We start from the raw sequence: 18,168 nt of genomic DNA on the forward strand, positions 1-18,168 counted from the left end.
CCTCGCACCGATAAGGTGGCGGCATGAGCGAGCGCATTTCCGTTTTTGGTACCGGGTATTTGGGTGCCACTCACGCCGCGGGTATGGCCGAGTTGGGTCATGAGGTCATCGGTGTCGATATTGATCCCGACAAGGTGGCGCGGCTGTCGAACGGTGAGGTGCCGTTCTTTGAGCCCGGCCTGCCGGAGCTGCTGCGCAAGCATGTGGACTCGGGGCGTCTGCGTTTCACGACGGATGCGGCCGAGGCTGCCGAGTTCGCCGACGTGCACTTCATCGGTGTGGGCACGCCGCAAAAGAAGGGCGAGTACGCGGCGGACATGACGTTCGTCGACTCGGTGATCGAGACCCTCGCGCCGCTGCTGACGCGCCCGGCGACGATCCTGGGTAAGTCCACGGTGCCGGTGGGCACGGCTGCGCGACTGGCCGCGCGGGTGCGCGAGCTCGCGCCCGTGGGCGATGAGGCGCAGTTGGGCTGGAATCCGGAGTTCCTTCGCGAAGGCCTCGCGGTCGAGGACACGTTGCGTCCGGACCGTCTGGTGGTGGGTGTGGATCCCGCCCGTCCTGGCCGTATCGAGGAGGTCGCCCGGCGTGTGTACGCGGACGCCATCGAGCGTGACACGCCGTTCTTGGTGACCGACCTGGCCACCGCGGAACTGGTGAAGGTCTCCGCGAACGCGTTCCTGGCGACCAAGATCTCGTTTATCAACGCGATCGCGGAGGTGTGCGAGGCCACCGGTGCGGATGTCGTCGATTTGGCCGATGCGATCGGTCACGACGCCCGTATTGGCCGCAAGTTCCTCGGCGCCGGCCTGGGTTTTGGTGGGGGCTGCCTGCCCAAGGACATTCGCGCGTTCATGGCGCGCGCCGGCGAGTTGGGCGTGGATCAGGCGCTGACCTTCCTGCGCGAGGTCGATGGCGTCAACATGCGCAGGCGCGAGCACGTCATCAGCCTCGCCGGTGAGCTCGTGGGGCACCTGCCGGGTACCCGGGTGGCGGTGCTGGGAGCGGCGTTCAAGCCCAACAGCGACGACATTCGCGACTCGCCCGCCTTGGATGTGGCAGGCAAGCTTCACCTGCAGGGCGCGACCGTGAGCGTGCACGACCCCGAGGCGAATGCGAACGCCCAAAAGGTGTGGCCCACCCTGACCTATGTCGACGACGCCATGGAAGCCTGCCGCGACGCCGACCTCGTGGTTGTCGCGACGGAATGGAAGCAGTTCCGCGAGCTTGACCCGGCGACGGTGAAGCAGGTCGTGAAGCACGCCCGCGTTATCGACGGCCGCAACTGCCTGCCGGCCCAGGACTGGATCGACGCCGGCTGGGACTACCGCGGCATGGGACGACTCGCCTCATGAGCGACCTCATCGACACCACCGAGATGTACCTCCGCACCATCTGGGAGCTCATCGAGGACGGCGTGGTGCCGATGCGTGCGCGCATTGCCGAGCAGTTGGAGCACTCGGGTCCGACGGTGTCCCAGACCATCGCCCGCATGGAGCGCGACGGCCTGGTGGTGTTGCAGCCCGACCGAAGCCTGCAGTTGACCGACCTGGGCGAGCGCACGGCCATGCGCGTGATGCGCAAGCACCGGCTGGCGGAACGTCTTCTTGTCGACGTCATCGGGCTCGATCTGCCCTACGTCCACGAAGAGGCATGCCGCTGGGAACACGTCATGAGCGACCGCGTGGAGCGGCGCCTCGTGGAGATGCTCGGGGCGCCTCGCATGTCGCCCTACGGCAACCCCATTCCGGGCCTCGATGAGCTCGGCGTGGGACAGGGACCCGACGGGGCTGCGGGCGTGCCGATGTCCCTTGAGGCCGCTGTCGACGCGGGAATTTCTCAGGTCCGGGTGACGCGCATTGGCGAGAACCCTCAGGCTGCGGTGGGATTCCTCAAGGATGCGCTGCTTGTCGGCCTGATACCTGGGGAGACGGTGTGCGTCAGCGGGACCGATGAGGGTGTGAGGGTGGTCGCGGAGCGCGGCGAGATCACCCTCGCCTGGGACGCCGCGAGGCATGTCTTTGCGGTCGCCGACTTGGATTTTGATCACGATTAGGTAACATGGGCGTTTATTGACTCGAGAGGACACGACCTCGTCGGGCACCTGAGATGGCTCCAGAGACCCCCTCTGGGACGGGTGTGCCGGGAACATCGACGCGTTGATGGCAGCGCGGAAGGAACGCAAGGACTTTGAGGTACGGATACATGCGCGCCAGGACGCGTGCGGTGGCGGCTACGGCCGGCGCGGCACTCGTGGTGGTGCCCCTCACGGGAGCCGCCGCGGCCGCTCTCGTCTCCCAGGACGTGACGGCTGAGACCGGGACGAGCGAGATTGCGCTGGAGGCCGACGCGGCCTCGGCCGACCTCGCCGCCGTGGCCTCGGAGGTGACCGCCTCCGGCGATGCCGGCTTTGACGTCGAAACCCCCCAGATTGACGTGTCGGAGGACCCCGAGCCCGTCGTCGTGGCCCCGCCGGCCTCGACCAGCTCCTCCTCGTCGTCGAGCTCGTCGTCGGACAGCAGCAGCTCATCGAGCTCGTCGTCCGAGGCTCGCCCCGTCGCCCAGTCGGCGTCGGTCACGGCGGCCATCTCCGGCTCTGCGGTGATCGCCGAGGCCTCGAAGTACGTGGGCGTGCCCTACGTCTCCGGCGGCTCGTCGCCGTCGGGCTTCGACTGCTCGGGCTTCACGTCGTACGTGTACGGCCAGCTGGGTATCTCGCTGCCGCGCTCGTCGGGCGCGTACTACAGCGTGGGTACTCGCGTGTCGAACCCCCAGCCCGGCGACATCATTGTCAGCCCCGGCCACGTGGGCATCTATGCGGGTCCCAACCTGCAGATCGACGCCCCTCGCCCCGGCAAGACCATCCAGTTCCGCCCGATCTGGCAGTCGAACCCGGTGTACGTCCGCGTCACCTGATTCGCGTTGTCGCTGATGACGGCCGCTCACCCCACTGGGGTGAGCGGCCGTCGTCGCGTCTGGGTCGAGCGGGTCGCCGTGCGGGCTTAGGGTGGAGTCATGCAGAAGAACTTTGTGCCAAGGATGGCGCGCGAGGTCTCCGCGATCGGCCAGGGATGCTGGCAATTGGGTGCCGACTGGACCGATGTCGCCGACGACACTGCACAGCAGATTCTCGATGCCGCTGCCGACGCCGGCGTGACGTTCTACGACACGGCGGACGTGTACGGCGACGGCCGTTCGGAGCGCGCCGTAGGCGCGTTCGCGGCCCGGCGCAACGATCCCGCCATGACGGTGGCGACCAAGATGGGGCGGCGCGCCGACCCGCACGAGGCCGCCGAGTACAACCTCGACAATTACCGCCGTTGGACCGACCGCTCGCGGGAGAACCTCGGCGTCGAGACCCTCGATCTGGTGCAGTTGCACTGCCCGCCGTCTGAGGTGTTCGACGACCCGCAGACGTATGACGACCTGCGCACTCTGCAGCAGGAGGGCCGCATTGCCCGCTGGGGCGTCTCTGTCGAGACCTGCGACGAGGCGCTCGCCGCCCTGCGCGAGCCCGACCTGGCGTCGATCCAGATCATCGTCAACCTCTTTCGCCGCAAGCCGCTCGAGCAGGTGCTGGGCGCCGCACGGGACGCGGGCGTCGGCATCATCGCGCGCGTGCCGCTCGCCTCGGGCCTGCTCTCGGGCAAGTACGACGAGCACACCACGTTCGGCGAGGCTGACCACCGGACGTTCAACCGGGAGGGCAAGGCCTTCGACGTCGGCGAAACCTTCTCCGGCGTGCCGTTCGAGGTGGGAGTGGGTGCCGCGCGCGACGTGGCCGCGCTGACGCCGCCCGACCGCACGACCGCCCAGATGGCGCTTGCGTGGCTGGTGCAGATGGGCGTCTCGACGGTCATCCCCGGCGCCTCGAACCCCGATCAGGCACGCGCCAACGCCGCCGCCGGCTCCCTCGAGGGGCTCGACGACGAGCGCCGCGCGGCCCTCGCCAAGATCTACAACGACCAAATCCGCGAGTTCGTCCACACGCGCTGGTGAGGGCGATGGTCGATGCCGTGGTCGGCATCGGCCACCTGTCTCACCCGACATTGGGGGTACCCTTCTAGGTGCCCCACGCGCCTGTAGCTCAGGGGATAGAGCACCGCTCTCCTAAAGCGGGTGTCGACAGTTCGAATCTGTCCAGGCGCACTCCTTTCAACGACGGTGAGCGTCGGTTTGACGAAACCCCCGCCGAGGCTCACAATCTCTCCAACGGTGCACGTCGGCTGAAAAAGCGGGCGTGCACTGTCTGCATGTGGGGGCACCTGGGATAGCGTCACCGAGCGTGAACGGCGTGGGTCACAGGAGCCTTGCAGTGAAGCGGATACCGTAGGGGAGTGGTGGACTACATCGGCCGAGCGCTCGTCTCCGACGCGCTCCAGGAATGGCGGGACCAGCTGCAGTCGCAGGCGACCGTCTCGCCTCTGCGCGACCTGGTCGCGACGAGCGCCAACGTCATCGACCTCAGGCACTCGCACCCCTCCGGGCTCGCCCAGCTCTTCGCGGGCCGACCCACCGCGCTGACCAGCCTGTTGCGTGACGAAGCCACCAGGGACACCGTCCTGCATCGCGGCCGCGTGATCCTCGAGGAGGCCGAGCGGGTCAAGGCTGCCACGGGCGCCTGGACGGGAGCCATCGCGATCGGCACCCTCGCGTGGCACGAGTCCGAGCGCGATGTCGAGATGCCGCTACTGCTGCGTGCCGTCGACCTTGAACGCCACCGCGAGCGCGACGTTCACCTCACTCTGCGCGACCACACCTGGATCAACCCCATCGTCGTCGCGCTGCTACGCGAGCGCGCGGTGAAGGCCGGTGACGAGAATCCGCCTGAGCTGCCACCGGTCACCTCCGGGCGGGACTTCGACCCTCGCCCTCTGTGGGACGCGGTGCGGTCGCGCACCGATCTCCTGGGTGAATCGCTGACGGTGCGCGATCGCCTGGTGCTCGGCGCCTACGAGGACCCCGAGCAGCGACTGCTCGACGACCTCGACGACCTGGACTCCGTCATCTCGGCCTCGCCGATCATCGCCGCTGCCGCGGGAGACCGCGACGCCGTCGCCACCCTCGCGGAGCCGCTTCCCGCCTTCCCCAAGGGCGACCGAGATCCCTTCGCGGAGCGTGGCGCCGGCGACCTCGATGACACCCAGTTCGCTGCGCTCGACCTCATTGCGACCGGCCGGGATGTGTTCCTGCACAGCCCTCCGGGGGCCGATGCCGTGGGCACCGCGGCGGCGATCGGCGCCGATGGCGCCGCGTCGGGCCGTACCGTCGCGATCGTGGGCGGTGAGGAGGGTGCCTTGCGTGCCGTGGCGCGCCGCCTAGGCGCCATCGGCGCGGGTGACCTGGTGATCGACGGCACGGTCCAGACGTGGAATACCGGGGCGCGCACCCGGCTGCTCGAGGCCATCACGATGGGCACGCCACACGTCGACGACACGGCCATGCGCCATGCGGGCGAGGAGCTGCTGCGCGCTCGCTCCGCCCTGCACCGGCGCTTCGACGCGTTGCACCGCTCGCACCGGCCGTGGGGTGTCAGTGCCTTCGAGGCGGTCCAGGCGATCGTGCGGATCACGACGTCCACGCCGGCTCCCGGCACCACGGCACGCCTCGGCGCCGACGCTGCCGAGGTGGTCACCGAACACGGTTTTGCGTCCGTCGCGGCCGCACTGGCACGGGCGCTCGGTCCCGAGGACGGCGATGCGGCGGCGCGCGACGCCGACGAGGCGGCGCAGTCGGGCAGCATCGCGCTCGAGGGCATGGACCCCTGGTGGACGGGTCACGCGGAGCCCGAGCAGGCGACGCGGCTCGACGAGGCGCTCGCCTCGTTCACCGGACGCTCGCTGCCGAAGATGCGCGCTGAAGCGGCCATCGCCGCGCACGAGACCGGTGTCGATGAGGCCGACTCGTTCGCAACGTGGATCTCGCAGGTCGACATGTTCGCCGCGCTGCGCGAGATCCTCGAGATCTTCTCGCCGGCCGTGTTCCACCGGTCACTGAGCGACCTCGTGGCGGCGACCGCGCCGCACGGTTCCTCGCGCCACGTCGACATGCCGCGACGCGATCGACGCGCGCTGATGCGGCGCGCCGTGGAGTTGCTGCGGCCCGGCCGTGGCAAGGACACGCTGCACGACGAGCTGGTGCGCGCCCACGAGCTCGCTCAGCAGTGGCGGTCCCACTGCTCGGCCGGCGGCTGGCCGGTGGTCCCCGACGACTACGACGTGTTCGTCGAGCGCGTGGCTCGTGCCCGCAGCGAGTGGGAGACCATCGCGGCGACCGTCGCGGCCGTGACGGGCATCGATGATCTGCCCGCCCAGGCGTGGGACGACATGTCTGACCGCCTCGATCGGTTGGCGCTGGGAGTGCCCGGCTCGCTCGAGTCGTCGGAGGTCTCCGACGTCGACATCGACGTGGAGTCGGGCGGCTTCGCGATGCTCGTCGCCGACCTGCGTGCCCGCGAGGCCGGGCCGGAGCAGATCCGTCGCGACCTCGAGTTCGCTTGGTGGGCGGCCGCATTCGACGCCATCGTCACCGCCGATCTCACGCTGACCGAGTACGGCGCCCTGGCCGCTGCGATGGAGCAGTTCCGCGCGAAGGATGCCGTCTTTGCCGGCGCGCGCATCGGCCCTCTCATGCGGGCAGCGGCCGAGCGTCGCCGCAGCGCGATCGCGCGCCACCCCGATCTTGCTCGTGATCTCTTCGCCGCCCTCGTCGAGGGCGCAGACGCGTCCTATAAGGAGCTGTGGCGCGACTTCGCCCCCCTCGTCACGGCCCTGCGACCGGTCGTCCTGGCCAAGGCCGAGCAGATCTCTCGCCTGGCCCCCGCGTCGCGCTCCATCGACCTCGCGGTCGTGGTCGGCGCCGAGTCGCTGGCCCTGGCCGAGCTGGTTCCCACCCTCGCGCGCGCCAAGCAGGTCGTCGTCGTCGGCGACGCCCAAGCGGCCACCCGGTCGGCCGTCGCGGCGATGGCGACGATGCTGCCGCGCGTGACGATGCACGCCGCCCCGCAGCCGCGTGACCCGCGCGTGAGCGCGCTGCTGGCCGCGTCCGCTTATGGCCGAGCCCTGCCGACCCAGCCCGCCGCGCGCGGCCAGGGCCGACTCACGGTCACCGTCGTCGACGCCTCGGGTACGCCCGTGGCGGGCACCACCACGGTGGAGTCCACCAAGGAGGAGGTCGCCGCGGTCGTCGAGTACGCCGCACGCAGCCTCGACTCGGTGCCGCGCTCCGAACTGGTCGTCGTGGCAGGAAACGACCTGCACGCGGCACGTGTGCGTGACGCCCTGGCTCAGCATGACGATCGCCTCATGGCGATCCCTGTGGAGACGCTCGGCGACGTCGCCGGTCATCATGCCCACGAGGTGGTCCTCACCCTTGGCTTCGCTCGCGACCGTGACGGCCACGCGCCCACCCACCTGGGCGCGCTGTCCGAGGAGTGGGGCCGCCAGGCGCTGGTCCAGGCGCTCGTGTGCGCGACTCACGACATCACGGTGCTCACCGCCCTCGACGATGACAGCCTCGCGAGTATCGGCACCGCTGAGGCCGAGGGGGTGGAGGACCTCCGCGAGTTGGTGCGTGCCTCGCACTCCGACCCCGTCGCCCCCGAGCGCCCCGAGCCCGCACCGTCCGACTGGCTACTCGCCGACGTGGCCCAGCGGCTGCGCCGCGACGGCTATGCCGTGCACGTGCGCTACGGCACGGGCGCGGACGCGATCCCCATGGTCGTCGGGGGCCGTCACGACCGCGACTACACCGTCGCCGTCGTCACCGACGAGGCGACCCCGGCCGGCTCGGTGTCGCTGCGCGACCGCATCCGCCGCCAGCGCGCGGGGCTCGAGCGCCTGGGCTGGCGTGTGGTGCCGCTGTGGACGCTCGATGTCTTTATGGACCCCGACGCCGCCGCGGCGCAGGTGCTCGCTGCACTGCCGGAAAACGACACGGCCGCCGAAGAGGTGCAGGACGCCCTCGACCTGGGACTTCCCGAGGGCGAGCCGAGTCTGCCTCTGCCGGATCTCACCGCCCCCGAGCCGGCGCCGTCGCTCCCCGAGCCCGACGCGCTCACCATCGGCCTGTCCACCCTTGAGGTGGCCGATGCCGTGGCGGCCTCGGCGCCCGAGGCGCCGTCCGCTGACCTCGCCGAAGAGGAGACCGTGAGCGAGAACGAGGAGCAGGATCAGGCTGAGCCCGAAGCCGAAGCCGAAGCCGAAGCCGAAGCCGAAGCCGAAGCCGAAGCCGAAGCCGAAGCCGAGCCGAGCGACGGTGCGCCCCAGATCAAGCCGGCTACGGCATCGGCCCCCAAGGCATCGCCGCGCGGAGCGGACCGTCCGCTGATCCCGACCAAGGCGTGGGAGGACTCCGACGAGGCGTGGGGTGGGCGCGGCTCATCCTCGCGCGACGAGGAGATCCTGCGAGAAAAGCCCCCGCACTGGTGAGCGGGGTGCGCGCCTAGGAGGCCGAGTTCGACTTGGCGGCGGCGCGCGAGTCGGTGCGGTAGAAGCCCGACCCCTTGAAGGTCACCCCCACGTTGCCGAACACGCGACGCAGGTCGCCGGCACACTCGGGGCACGCCTCGAGGGCGGCGTCATGGATGGACTGCACCGTCTCGAAGCGGTGCTCGCACGCGCGGCAGGCGTAGGTGTACGTGGGCATGTGCGTATCTTACGCGGGCACGACGGTGGTCAGCTGCGGGGTGACGACCATGGTGACCGGAAGATCGTGGTCCTCGCGCGGCAGCAGGCTTTCGCCGGGGCCGTGGAACTCCGAGGCGAAGGTGAGCGCGATGACCGGGGCGTCGGGGCGAGCCAACTCGAGCGCACGGTCGTACCAGCCGCCGCCCTGACCCAGCCGGGTGCCGGTGGCATCGGCCGCCAGCGCCGGCACGACGACAACATCCGCGTCGCCGAGCGCGTCGAAGGGCAGGAATTCGCCCGACGGCTCAGGGGGACGTCCGGGCGCGCGCTCGATGAGGTCGTCGGCGCCGTGAAACTCGGACCACCCGCGCTGGAGCCCATCACCGAGTCGAGGAATGAGCACCGTGACGCCGCGGTCGTGCAGGGCTGAAATGAGCGGCAAAGTCCCGGGCTCGTGCGGGCGAGAGGCGTAGACCGACACGCACCTGGCGTCCGCCACGGCGGGGATGTCGAGGACCCGGTCACGGAGGATCTCCGCCAACTCGGCATTGCGCCGCTCGGAGCGGTGCATGCGGTCCTTGCGAATGGAGGCCCGCAGATGGGCCTTCTCTTCTTCCGGGGCGGGCGCACGGGTGCCGTGGGCCGACTGCGGTGTCATGGGGTCCATTGTGCCAGGGAAGTGTGACATCGCCGTGTCGTGTCCCTCACAAGGAGCATTGTTGCGGCCGCCGCGCGCCCGGCACCACAATGGCCCCCATGACGACGCGCAGCCTGGCCGACCACCTTGCGGCGGTGGCCCAGGCGCTCGTGCCGAACCCCGTGATGGACGTGCTGATCGGCGATGCTCTCGGTGGCACGCTCGCGGATGACGTCGTCGCTCGTCATGCGGTGCCCCCGTACGCCGTCGCCGCGAGGGACGGGTACGCCGTCAGCTCCGGCGACCTTTCGCGGGGCACGGTGCTGCCCGTCTCCTACGACATCGACTTTTCGTCGCGTTCCCCGCGCACCCACATTCCCGGAACGGCCGCGCGCATCCCCACCGGCGCACTCGTGCCGCGCGGGGCCGATGCCGTGGTCGCCGCCGACGACACCGATCGCGGCGTCGCCCGTGTGGCGTTCGACGCGCCGATTGCCGCCGGCGTGGGCGTCCTCGCCGCCGGCAGCGAGGTCGAGGCCGGCACACGCGTCGTCGCCGCGGGTACCCGACTGGGTCCGCGTCAGGTCGCGGCGGCTGCCGCGCTCGGGCTGCCGCGCCTGCGCGTCCACCCCGTGCCGCGTGTGGTGGTGCTCGCCGTGGGTGATGAACTGATCGATCCCGGTGCGCGCAGCGTCGGCGGCGAGGTCACCGACGCCAATAGCCACCTGCTCACCGGCATGATCCGCCGTGCCGGCGCCCAGGCTCTGCGGGTCGGCCCCGTCCCCGACGCCCCCGCCGCGCTACGCGCCGCCATCGAGGACCAGATGGTGCGCGCCGACGTCATCGTGACGACCGGAGGGCTGTCGGATGGACCTCGCGATACGGTCGCGTCCGTCATGTCTCGTATGGGTGCGTTCGAGGTCGTTGACCTGGAGGTCCGCCCCGGCGGCCGCCAGGGTCTGGGATCGCTGGAGTTCGGTGACAGGCGACTGCCCGTCGTGTCACTGCCCGGTAATCCGGGCGCCGCGGCCATCGGCTTCGAGGCGTGCGTGCGCCCGGCGCTGCGGGCGATGTGCGGGTACGCCTCGCGCGAGCGCGAGACCGTCGCGGCCCGCGCCACCCGGAGCTGGAGCGTCCCCGGAGGCGCCATCCGGGCCACGCCCGTGACGCTCGAGGACGTCGACGGCGAGTCCCTCGTCACACCGCTGCTCAGCGACCGCCTGTCGGTGACGGATCTCGCGCGGGCCGATGCTCTGGTGTGGTCGGGCGAGTCGGGCCTCGCCGTGCACGAGGGTGACGTCGTGCGCTGCGCGCTGTGGGGGTAGCGCCATGCGTCCCGTCGAACTCGCGCGTGGAGACATCACCCTTCGCGCGCTGAAGCGTTCCGACGAGGCGGCGTGGCACGCGCTGCGCAGTCGCAACCGCGCGTGGCTGCGCCCGTGGGAGGCCACGCTGCCTCCGGGCCGGCGCGAGCCGCAACTGACCTTTGCCGGCCTCGTGCGGCGCGAGCGGCGTCAGTGGCGTGACGACGCGGGCTACCCGTTCGTGATCACCTCGAACGGCGACCTTGTCGGTCGCGTCGCCGTCGCGGGGATCCGATGGGGCGCCGAGTGCGGAGCGTCGATCGGCTATTGGATCGACGAGGCGCATGCCGGGCGCGGGATGACGCCCACCGCCGTCGCGCTCGCGACCGAGCACTGCTTCGCCGCGGGCCTCCACCGCGTCGAGGTGGCGGTGAGGCCCGAAAACGCGGCCTCGGTGCGTGTGGCGGAGAAGTTGGGCTTCGTCGAGGAGGGGCTCAGACGCTCCTACCTCTACATCGACGGAGACTGGCGCGACCACCGTGTGTTTGTGCGCACTCAAGGCATGGCCCGCATCGGCCGATATTGGGATTCAGGGCACTGACACGCCGCGCGCCATCCCGGGCGTGACGGGCCCGGGGCCGTACCGTTCTGAGTCATGGTTCCGGTCGGACTTCTCGCCATCATCGCCCTCGGGCTCGTCGTGGCGTACGTCCTGCCGCAGCGGATCAAGGAGCGCTCCGAGTACGCGCTTGTGCGCACCGAGGACCGCTACTCCGCACAGATGCGCGTGGTGCGGTCGTCGGCCGAGCGCATTCAGCGCGCCATCACCCGCCCCTCGACCGATTCGGGCGAGGTTCCGCTGTTGACTACCGGGCTCACCCGCGCGGAGCGCGCCGAGTCGGAGCGCTCCGCATCCGAGCGTGCCGAATCGATGTCGCGCCCGTCCGGCCCGCTGGACCGCGCGGCGACCTTCGCCCAGCGAGAGTCGTACCACCTGCGCAAGGACCGTCGCGAAATCCTCGCCGAGCGGGCCGCCCAGGCCAAGCGCCGCGTGGCCGTCGCGGGAGTGGCGTTCGTTGCCACGCTCGTGGCCTGGGGGTTTGTCGCCTTTGCTGGTGCCTCCGCGATCATCGGCGCGGCCGTCACCGCCGGTCTCGTCGCGGTGGTCACCCAGGGTGCCCGCGCGGCTGCTGCCCAGCGCCGCGCCGACGAGCGCGTCCTCCTGGTCGCCCGTGAGGTCGAGGCTGCGGCGACCGCGACCCAGGCACTGCGCGTGGTGAGCCGCGAGCGTGCCGCCGGCCGCACCGCCGAGCCGTCCGACGTCGCCACCCAGGCGATCCGCATCGTCACCGCCGAGGACCTCGCACCGCTGGCCGCTCCCGCGCCGGTGGTGGTCGAGGAGCCCGTCGCGGTTGCCGAGCCCGCCCCCGAAGAGTCCGCCGCGTGGAGCCCGCCCGCCATCCCTGCGCCGTCCTACACGCTGAAGGCCACGGTGCGTCAGCGTGAGGCCCGCCCCGTGTCGGCCGATGACTACGACGCGTCGCGCGCCCGCGCCGCCCGCTGGGGTGAGTCGCAGGAGCCTGCGGCGGCAGACGCCGTCGAGGCCGAGCCCGCGACGGGTGCGCTCGACGCGATCCTCGCGCGCCGTCGCCACTCGGCGTAGTTCTCCCTCCCCGCCGCCCCGGCGCCACTCCCCGCCCTCGCGCTGGCGGTAGCCACACGGCGTCAATCTCCCGGCCCGTGACCCTGGCGGTCGTTTTCGGGAGCGTCATAGGGCGTGGACACCCACGGACTGCGCGCCTCCACCAGTTGCGACACCTGGAGCCGTTGGTTACCGTCCAGTAAGTAATGGGCAGAGTGTCCGTTGTGTCACCAAGGTCCTCAGCGTCGAGGGCCGGAAGGAGTGTCGATGACGACACGCATGACATCGACCGCGCGCGGACGCACCGCGACGCTGGTCACCGCCGTCGGCGTCGCCGCCGCGGCCGCGCTGGCCTCGCCCGCCGCGGCCCAGGGCAATCCCCACCATGACGGACCGGCGAACCTCGGCCCAAACGTCACGATCATCGATCCGTCGATGACGACGGCCGAGATCGAGCAGGTCATGGGCGATCTGGCCGATCAGCAGCGCGACGCCGAGATGACCGAGGCCCGCCACGCGGTGCTCTTCATGCCGGGCGAGTATGGGGCGGGCGATCCGTTGCACGTCGAGGTGGGCTACTACACCGAGGTCGCGGGCCTCGGAGAACAGCCTGGTGACGTCGACATCACCGGCACCATCGAGGTATACAACCGCTGCCTCGCCGACGGCGGCACCGGCAACTGCATCGCGCTTGTGAACTTCTGGCGCACCCTGGCCAACCTGCACCTCACCGTCGACACCGGCGACCGCGGCTGCCGCACCGGTTCCAACTTCTGGGCGGTCTCGCAGGCCGTCTCGATGCGCCGCCTGGACGTGACCGGGCAGGTCAGCCTCATGGACTACTGCACCGCAGGGCCGCAGTACGCGAGCGGCGGTTACATCGCCGACTCGCGCTTCTCCGGCACCGTCATCAATGGCTCGCAGCAGCAGTGGCTCACCCGTAACTCTGAGGTCGGCAACTGGTCCAACGCCGTATGGAACCAGGTGTTCTCTGGCGTCGAGTTCGGCGGTCTTGGCCCGGATCCTGTGCCCACCGACGCGGCGTTCCCTGGCACGCCCTACACCGTGCTCGACGAGACCCCGGTGAGCCACGAGAAGCCGTACCTGTACGTCGACGAGGACGGCGACTACCGGGTGCGCGTGCCGGCCGCGCAGGCCGACACGAGCGGCGTCAGTTGGGATGAGGGCGACGCGGCGGGCCGGTCGATCTCGCTCGACGACTTCTTCGTGGCCTCGCCCGAGGACTCCGTCAAGGACATCAACAGGGCCCTCGCCCGCGGCAAGCACCTGCTCCTGACGCCGGGCGTGTACGACGTCGCCCAGACCATCTCGGTCAAGCGCGCCAACACGGTCGTCCTCGGCCTGGGCCACGCGACCCTCACGGCCGTCGGTGGCGCCGTGCCGCTGGCGACGAGTGACAAGCCGGGCATCATCGTCGCGGGCGTCACCATCGACGCGGGCACGGAGCTCTCCCCGGCGCTGCTGCGCGTGGGCAAGGCGGGCGGCAAAGGTCACGGCAACAAGGCCGATGCGGACAACCCCATCACCCTCTCGGACGTCTATTTCCGCGTGGGCGGGCCGCACATCGGCAAGACCGAGACGGCACTCGAGGTCAACGCCGACGATGTGCTCATCGACCACACCTGGGTGTGGCGTGGCGATCACGGCGTCGAGGGCTTCACGGAGGGCGTCAACGGCGACACCGACCGATGGAGCACTAACACGGGGCTCAACGGCGTGATCGTCAACGGCGATGACGTGACGGCCACCGGTCTCTTCGTCGAGCACTTCCAGGAGCACAACACCATCTGGAACGGCGAACGCGGCACCGTCGTGCTATATCAGAACGAGCTGCCGTACGACCCGCCCACCCAGGCGGACTGGACCATGCCCGACGGCACGCTCGGATGGGCCGGGTACAAGGTGGCCGATGACGTCACCGAACACCGCCTGTATGGCGCAGGCGTGTATGTGTTCAACCAGAACAACCCGGCCATCGTCACCGAGAACGGCTTCGACGTTCCCCAGACTCCCGGCGTCCAGCTTCACCACATCATGACGGTGAACCTGTCGGCCGGCACCATCAACCACGTCGTCAACGGCGTGGGAGACGCGGTGCCGCCCGCGACCTCGGGCAGCCCCGAGTACGTGGTCGACTACCCGACCCCGTAACACCAGGACGGCCGATGCGGTGGGTGACCACCGCATCGGCCGTCCGTCGTGTGTGGCCTAGACCGTGACGGAAATGCCCGCCATCAGGCGGTCGAAGACCCGCTCGCGGTCGAAGTGCAGGCCGTGCTCGCGGGCGCGCTCGCGGTGGGCGGCGCGCTCGGCGTCGGTCATGCCGAGCACCGCGCGGTCCAGCGCCACCGCGATGGCCGCGGGGTCCTCGACCGGCACCATGAGTGCGGTGTCGCCCACGGCCTCGCCGATGCCGCCGGTGTCGCACGTGATGACCGGCCCGCCGCCGGCGAGCATCTCCTCGACGAGCGCGATCCCGAAGGTCTCGGTGAACTCCGGGCGCGGCTTGGAGGGCAACGCGTAGGCGGCGCAGCCGGCCATCAGGTGCGGCTTCTCCTCGTCGCCGACGTCATCGAGGAAGACGATGCGGTCGGACGCGGATGACGACGCCGCGTAGTCGCGCAGCGCGGCGGCATCCGGGCCGCGGCCGGCGATGACGAGCGTCTTGGAGTGGCTGGCCATCGAGGCGGCGAAGCCGTCGATGAGATCGTCGACGCCCTTCGCGGCGCCCAGGCGGGACAGGAACAGGACATAGCCGTCGCGGGTGAGGCCGCGGTCGGCGAGGTACTCGTCGGTGACCTCGGGGTCGAGCACGAGGTAGGACGAGGTGTCGATCGCGGGGTAGGAGATGGCGACGCGCGCCGCGCATTCGCCCGCAAAGGTGGTGCCGAAGCGCTCGTCGATCTCGCTGGCGGCCTCGACGATGACCTCCTTGGTGTAGCGCGACACCGCGACGCAGTGGTCCTGCGACAGGTAGCTCGACAGCACGTGGGCGGCGGCGCCGAAGCGTCCCTCCTCGACGCACGCGCGGACGATGTCGGTGACGTCGGATCCCACGGCCTCCGCGACCGTGGTGACGTTCACGGGAAGGCCGGTGGCGTGGGCGGCCCTCACGGCATCGGCCACCGCCACCGTGTGAGGCGACAGGTATAGCGACAGGCACACCGTCGGGACGCCGTCGGTGAACAGCTCGATGAGGCGCCCGGTGAGGCCGGCGAGGTAGCGGCCGTCGGGAATCTTGTAGCCGCCCACGGGGTCGGGGCGCTCGACGGTGATGCCGGGGGAGTAGGGGAGCACCGTGTCGAGGGGCTTCAGGGGGAGCCCGGTCTCCTCGAGGCGGTCAAGCGGCCAGGTGACGATCCGCACGTCGTCGAATCCGCGGGTGAGGGCGACCTCGGCGAGGTTGCGGGCCTCACCGGAATGGCCGCAGATCACCGGATCGGCGCGCACGACGATGACGAGTCGGCGGTCGGGGATTGCGTTCATGGCTCACACCTCCTGTTCGGGGCCCCACGAGGGGGGACGGACGTTGCGGCCCCAGTCGCTCGGCTCGGGGCCGAGGGACAGGTGTAGGCGGCCGCCTTCATGCACCACCGAGGCGTCGATCCACGACCCCTCGATGGCCTCTCCATTGAGGCTTGCGGACTGGATGTATTGGACTGGGCCGCCGGGCGTGGGCTCGACGAAGCCGGAGGTGTCGATGGTGAGGGTGCCCCGCGCCATCGAGACGGTGGAGTAGTGGAACGACGGCGGGTGCAGCAGGAAGATCGACTGCCCCGCGACCGGGAAGAGCCCCAACGAGGCCCACACGTACCAGCTGGACAGGCCGCCCGAGTCGTCATTGCCTGGGAGCCCGCCCCTGCCGGTGCCGAACTGATGGTTGATGATCGCATGAACGACCTCGGCTGTCCTGTCGGGGCGCCCCGCGTAGTGGTACGCCCAGGGCGCCTCCATATCCGGTTCGTTGTTGAGACCCTCGAACCGGCCGAGGGCGTAGCCCTCGGTCATCTCCTCCAGGCCGGGCGCGACGCCGGGCTGAACCACGGCATCGGCCCCGTACCCAAAGAAGCGATCGAGGAGGGCGACGAAGGAGTCGTCGCCGCCCGCGAGCGCGATGCGCGTCGCCATGTCGTGCACCAGGCGGAACGAGTAGTTGTACTTGGTGCCCTCGTAGAAGGTGGAGTCCTTGAGCAGGCCGGTCGATTCGTCGAAGGCGTTGAGCCAGCGGCCCGCGAGGCGCTCGAACTCACCCGCGAGCGCGTCGTCGCCGATGGCGCGCGCAATGTACGAGGTGCACCAGTAGCCGTGCGCGATGTCGAGGGTATGGCTGATGGGGTGAGCCAGGCCATGTTGGAGGAAGTCCTCGCCATAGGTGCGGCGCAGGTCGGCGGCGAGGTGGACAAGCGCCCACTCCCAGTCGATGCCGGGCAGGCCCAGCTTCGCGAGGTCAGCTAGCAGCGTGTGGGCGAGCGCGCTGCCCTGGCGGCCGAACCGGTCCGAGCCGCGCGCCATGCGGTAGCCGATGGGGAGGTTGCCCTCCTGCTCGCAGATGGTGAGCAGGGCGTTGGCGAGTTCGACGGCCTTCTCAGGCTGGAGGGCGGTCAGGAGCGGCAGTTGGGTGCGGTAGATGTCCCACATGGTCGAGATGTCGAACACCCAGGGGCCCTTGGTGGGCCAGAACGGGCTTTCGTCGGCGGCGAAGGAGGGCTTCACGAGCGAGTGGTACAGCGCGGTGGCGAACACCTCGCGGCGCTGGTGGTTGTCGGTCTCGACGTGGATCTGGCTGAGCGACTCGTCCCACGCGGCGCGGGTGGCCTGGGCCCGGCGGCTGAAGGACGGCCCGCCCGAGGCGCCGTCGCGCTCGAGGTTCTTGCGCGCCTGGTCGACGCCGCGCAGCGAGAAGCCCATGCGCAGCTCGACCGTCTGGCCCTCGGTGGTGGGCCCGCCCCACATGAAGCCGAACGGGCGCAGCGTGGTGGGCCGAATGTGGTCAAATGCGAGGGTGGAGCCGCCGGGCATGAGCCTGCGGTCGTACCAGAGCAGCTGGCGCCAGCCGTCGACGTCGCACTCGATGTGGACGGACAGCGGCGCCCCCTCGACGACGATCTCGCCCTGCATGATGCCGGGCTCGACGGACTCGAGGTGGGCGCGCAGCGGCACGGTCGAGCCGTAGGGGATGGCGAGGCCTCCCATCGACATGTCGACGATGACGCGGGCGTCGGCGTGGGCCGGGAACGTGTAGCGGTGCACGGCGGACTTGGGGCCCACGGTGAGCTCCGCGGTGATGCCCGAGTCGAGCCGCGCGCGGTAGCGACCAGGGGATGCCTGCTCGTTGGTGAGGTTCCAGGTGCGGCCCAACTCGTCGAGCGGCTCGAGCATGGGCGTGACACGCATGTAGTTGTAGTACTTGCGGATGGCGCCCGTGCCCGACTGCTGGAAGTGCGTGAAGCCGCTCGCGACGAGGTCGTCGTGCAGGTTGGCCGGCACGCCCTCGGTCGACAGCTCATACAGGCCGTAGCCCGTGGGGTACGCGCCGGAGTAGGCGCAGGCCGAGACCATGCCGAGCGGATGCACCGCGCCCGGGTGGGTATTGCCCACCTGCGGCTTGGGCCACCACCAGGTCGCCGCGAGCCCGCTGGGCTCGGGCAGGTCGGTGGCGTCGACCCCGATGAAGGGATCCACGTGCTCCAGCATGGGCGTCCGCCTCTCTCCCGTGGCCTTCAGCATGGCGCGACCCGCCGGTGGGCCGCTACCGGTGACGGTAAAGGGACCGGATTCCGGCCTCATTGCCGAAATGTGACGAACGCTTTAACTTTCCGGGTGTCGCACCCCCGCCCTCATGGCGCAAATGGGGACATTTGCGCCGCGAAGCGCGGTTTCGTGGCGCATATCGGGCCACCAGGTGACCACAAGCGAAGGGCCGATGCCGCGGCTGGC

At 70.3% G+C, this 18,168-nt stretch carries 13 protein-coding genes and 1 tRNA gene; 10 read left to right on the plus strand and 4 right to left on the minus strand.

Annotated features, from left to right (window positions below; translation table 11 throughout):
• Window positions 1–23 precede the first annotated feature (23 nt).
• The 6 genes from B7K24_RS04325 (at window position 24) to B7K24_RS13400 (ending at window position 8,429) form a co-directional block, all read left to right on the plus strand.
• The gene (locus tag B7K24_RS04325) at window positions 24–1,355 is read left to right on the plus strand and encodes a UDP-glucose/GDP-mannose dehydrogenase family protein (RefSeq protein ID WP_084128903.1); all 1,332 of its coding nucleotides are present in this window, start codon (window positions 24–26) and stop codon (window positions 1,353–1,355) included.
• Window positions 1,352–2,056, plus strand: a complete 705-nt coding sequence (locus B7K24_RS04330) for a metal-dependent transcriptional regulator (RefSeq protein WP_084128904.1) — start codon at window positions 1,352–1,354, stop codon at window positions 2,054–2,056. The genes B7K24_RS04325 and B7K24_RS04330 overlap by 4 nt, the downstream gene beginning before the upstream one ends.
• 149 nt (window positions 2,057–2,205) lie before the next feature.
• A complete protein-coding gene (locus B7K24_RS04335; RefSeq protein WP_234986542.1) occupies window positions 2,206–2,916 on the plus strand; it encodes a C40 family peptidase in 711 nt (236 codons plus the stop codon).
• A gap of 99 nt (window positions 2,917–3,015) precedes the next feature.
• A complete protein-coding gene (locus B7K24_RS04340; protein ID WP_084128905.1) occupies window positions 3,016–3,999 on the plus strand; it encodes an aldo/keto reductase in 984 nt (327 codons plus the stop codon).
• A gap of 77 nt (window positions 4,000–4,076) precedes the next feature.
• A tRNA-Arg gene (locus tag B7K24_RS04345) sits at window positions 4,077–4,149 on the plus strand.
• A gap of 188 nt (window positions 4,150–4,337) precedes the next feature.
• A complete protein-coding gene (locus tag B7K24_RS13400) occupies window positions 4,338–8,429 on the plus strand; it encodes a DUF4011 domain-containing protein (protein ID WP_159449142.1) in 4,092 nt (1,363 codons plus the stop codon).
• Window positions 8,430–8,442: 13 nt separating this feature from the next.
• Here the strand turns inward: B7K24_RS13400 and B7K24_RS04355 are convergent, their stop codons facing one another.
• Window positions 8,443–8,646 carry an FmdB family zinc ribbon protein gene (locus B7K24_RS04355; protein WP_084128906.1) on the minus strand — a complete coding sequence of 68 codons (204 nt, stop codon included), beginning with the start codon at window positions 8,644–8,646 and terminating at the stop codon, window positions 8,443–8,445.
• Window positions 8,647–8,655: 9 nt separating this feature from the next.
• Window positions 8,656–9,285, minus strand: coding sequence for a 5-formyltetrahydrofolate cyclo-ligase (locus B7K24_RS04360; protein ID WP_200808269.1), 630 nt, complete (start codon window positions 9,283–9,285; stop codon window positions 8,656–8,658).
• A 98-nt stretch (window positions 9,286–9,383) separates the two neighbouring features.
• Between B7K24_RS04360 and glp the strand changes: the two genes are divergently transcribed.
• The 4 genes from glp (at window position 9,384) to B7K24_RS04380 (ending at window position 14,382) form a co-directional block, all read left to right on the plus strand.
• Window positions 9,384–10,589 (plus strand): gephyrin-like molybdotransferase Glp, encoded by a 1,206-nt coding sequence (glp, locus tag B7K24_RS04365; protein WP_159449143.1) that lies wholly within the window; start codon window positions 9,384–9,386, stop codon window positions 10,587–10,589.
• A 4-nt stretch (window positions 10,590–10,593) separates the two neighbouring features.
• Complete coding sequence (locus B7K24_RS04370; protein ID WP_084128909.1) at window positions 10,594–11,169, plus strand: GNAT family N-acetyltransferase; 576 nt, start codon at window positions 10,594–10,596, stop codon at window positions 11,167–11,169.
• A 54-nt stretch (window positions 11,170–11,223) separates the two neighbouring features.
• A complete protein-coding gene (locus tag B7K24_RS04375) occupies window positions 11,224–12,231 on the plus strand; it encodes a hypothetical protein (RefSeq protein WP_084128910.1) in 1,008 nt (335 codons plus the stop codon).
• 246 nt (window positions 12,232–12,477) lie between these two features.
• Window positions 12,478–14,382, plus strand: coding sequence for an adenylyl cyclase (locus B7K24_RS04380; RefSeq protein WP_200808270.1), 1,905 nt, complete (start codon window positions 12,478–12,480; stop codon window positions 14,380–14,382).
• A 57-nt stretch (window positions 14,383–14,439) separates the two neighbouring features.
• Here the strand turns inward: B7K24_RS04380 and B7K24_RS04385 are convergent, their stop codons facing one another.
• Together B7K24_RS04385 and B7K24_RS04390 are read right to left on the minus strand one after the other, a co-directional pair.
• Window positions 14,440–15,717, minus strand: coding sequence for a glycosyltransferase (locus B7K24_RS04385; protein ID WP_084128911.1), 1,278 nt, complete (start codon window positions 15,715–15,717; stop codon window positions 14,440–14,442).
• Between the two features lie 3 nt (window positions 15,718–15,720).
• Complete coding sequence (locus B7K24_RS04390) at window positions 15,721–17,925, minus strand: glycoside hydrolase domain-containing protein (RefSeq protein ID WP_084128912.1); 2,205 nt, start codon at window positions 17,923–17,925, stop codon at window positions 15,721–15,723.
• Between the last annotated feature and the right edge of the window lie 243 nt (window positions 17,926–18,168).

Origin of the sequence: Demequina sp. NBRC 110055, from assembly GCF_002090135.1 — a bacterium.
GTDB lineage: Bacteria > Actinomycetota > Actinomycetes > Actinomycetales > Demequinaceae > Demequina.

Excerpts from the sequence above, each read along its gene's own strand:
- B7K24_RS04335 (WP_234986542.1), top strand. The coding sequence starts at position 2,206 with ATGCGCGCCAGGACGCGTGCGGTGGCGGCTACGGCCGGCGCGGCACTC.
- B7K24_RS04380 (WP_200808270.1), top strand. The coding sequence starts at position 12,478 with ATGACGACACGCATGACATCGACCGCGCGCGGACGCACCGCGACGCTG.
- B7K24_RS04340 (WP_084128905.1), top strand. The coding sequence starts at position 3,016 with ATGCAGAAGAACTTTGTGCCAAGGATGGCGCGCGAGGTCTCCGCGATC.
- glp (WP_159449143.1), top strand. The coding sequence starts at position 9,384 with ATGACGACGCGCAGCCTGGCCGACCACCTTGCGGCGGTGGCCCAGGCG.
- B7K24_RS04325 (WP_084128903.1), top strand. The coding sequence starts at position 24 with ATGAGCGAGCGCATTTCCGTTTTTGGTACCGGGTATTTGGGTGCCACT.
- B7K24_RS04370 (WP_084128909.1), top strand. The coding sequence starts at position 10,594 with ATGCGTCCCGTCGAACTCGCGCGTGGAGACATCACCCTTCGCGCGCTG.
- B7K24_RS04375 (WP_084128910.1), top strand. The coding sequence starts at position 11,224 with ATGGTTCCGGTCGGACTTCTCGCCATCATCGCCCTCGGGCTCGTCGTG.
- B7K24_RS04390 (WP_084128912.1), bottom strand. The coding sequence starts at position 17,925 with ATGCTGGAGCACGTGGATCCCTTCATCGGGGTCGACGCCACCGACCTG.
- B7K24_RS04330 (WP_084128904.1), top strand. The coding sequence starts at position 1,352 with ATGAGCGACCTCATCGACACCACCGAGATGTACCTCCGCACCATCTGG.
- B7K24_RS04355 (WP_084128906.1), bottom strand. The coding sequence starts at position 8,646 with ATGCCCACGTACACCTACGCCTGCCGCGCGTGCGAGCACCGCTTCGAG.
- B7K24_RS04360 (WP_200808269.1), bottom strand. The coding sequence starts at position 9,285 with ATGACACCGCAGTCGGCCCACGGCACCCGTGCGCCCGCCCCGGAAGAA.
- B7K24_RS04385 (WP_084128911.1), bottom strand. The coding sequence starts at position 15,717 with ATGAACGCAATCCCCGACCGCCGACTCGTCATCGTCGTGCGCGCCGAT.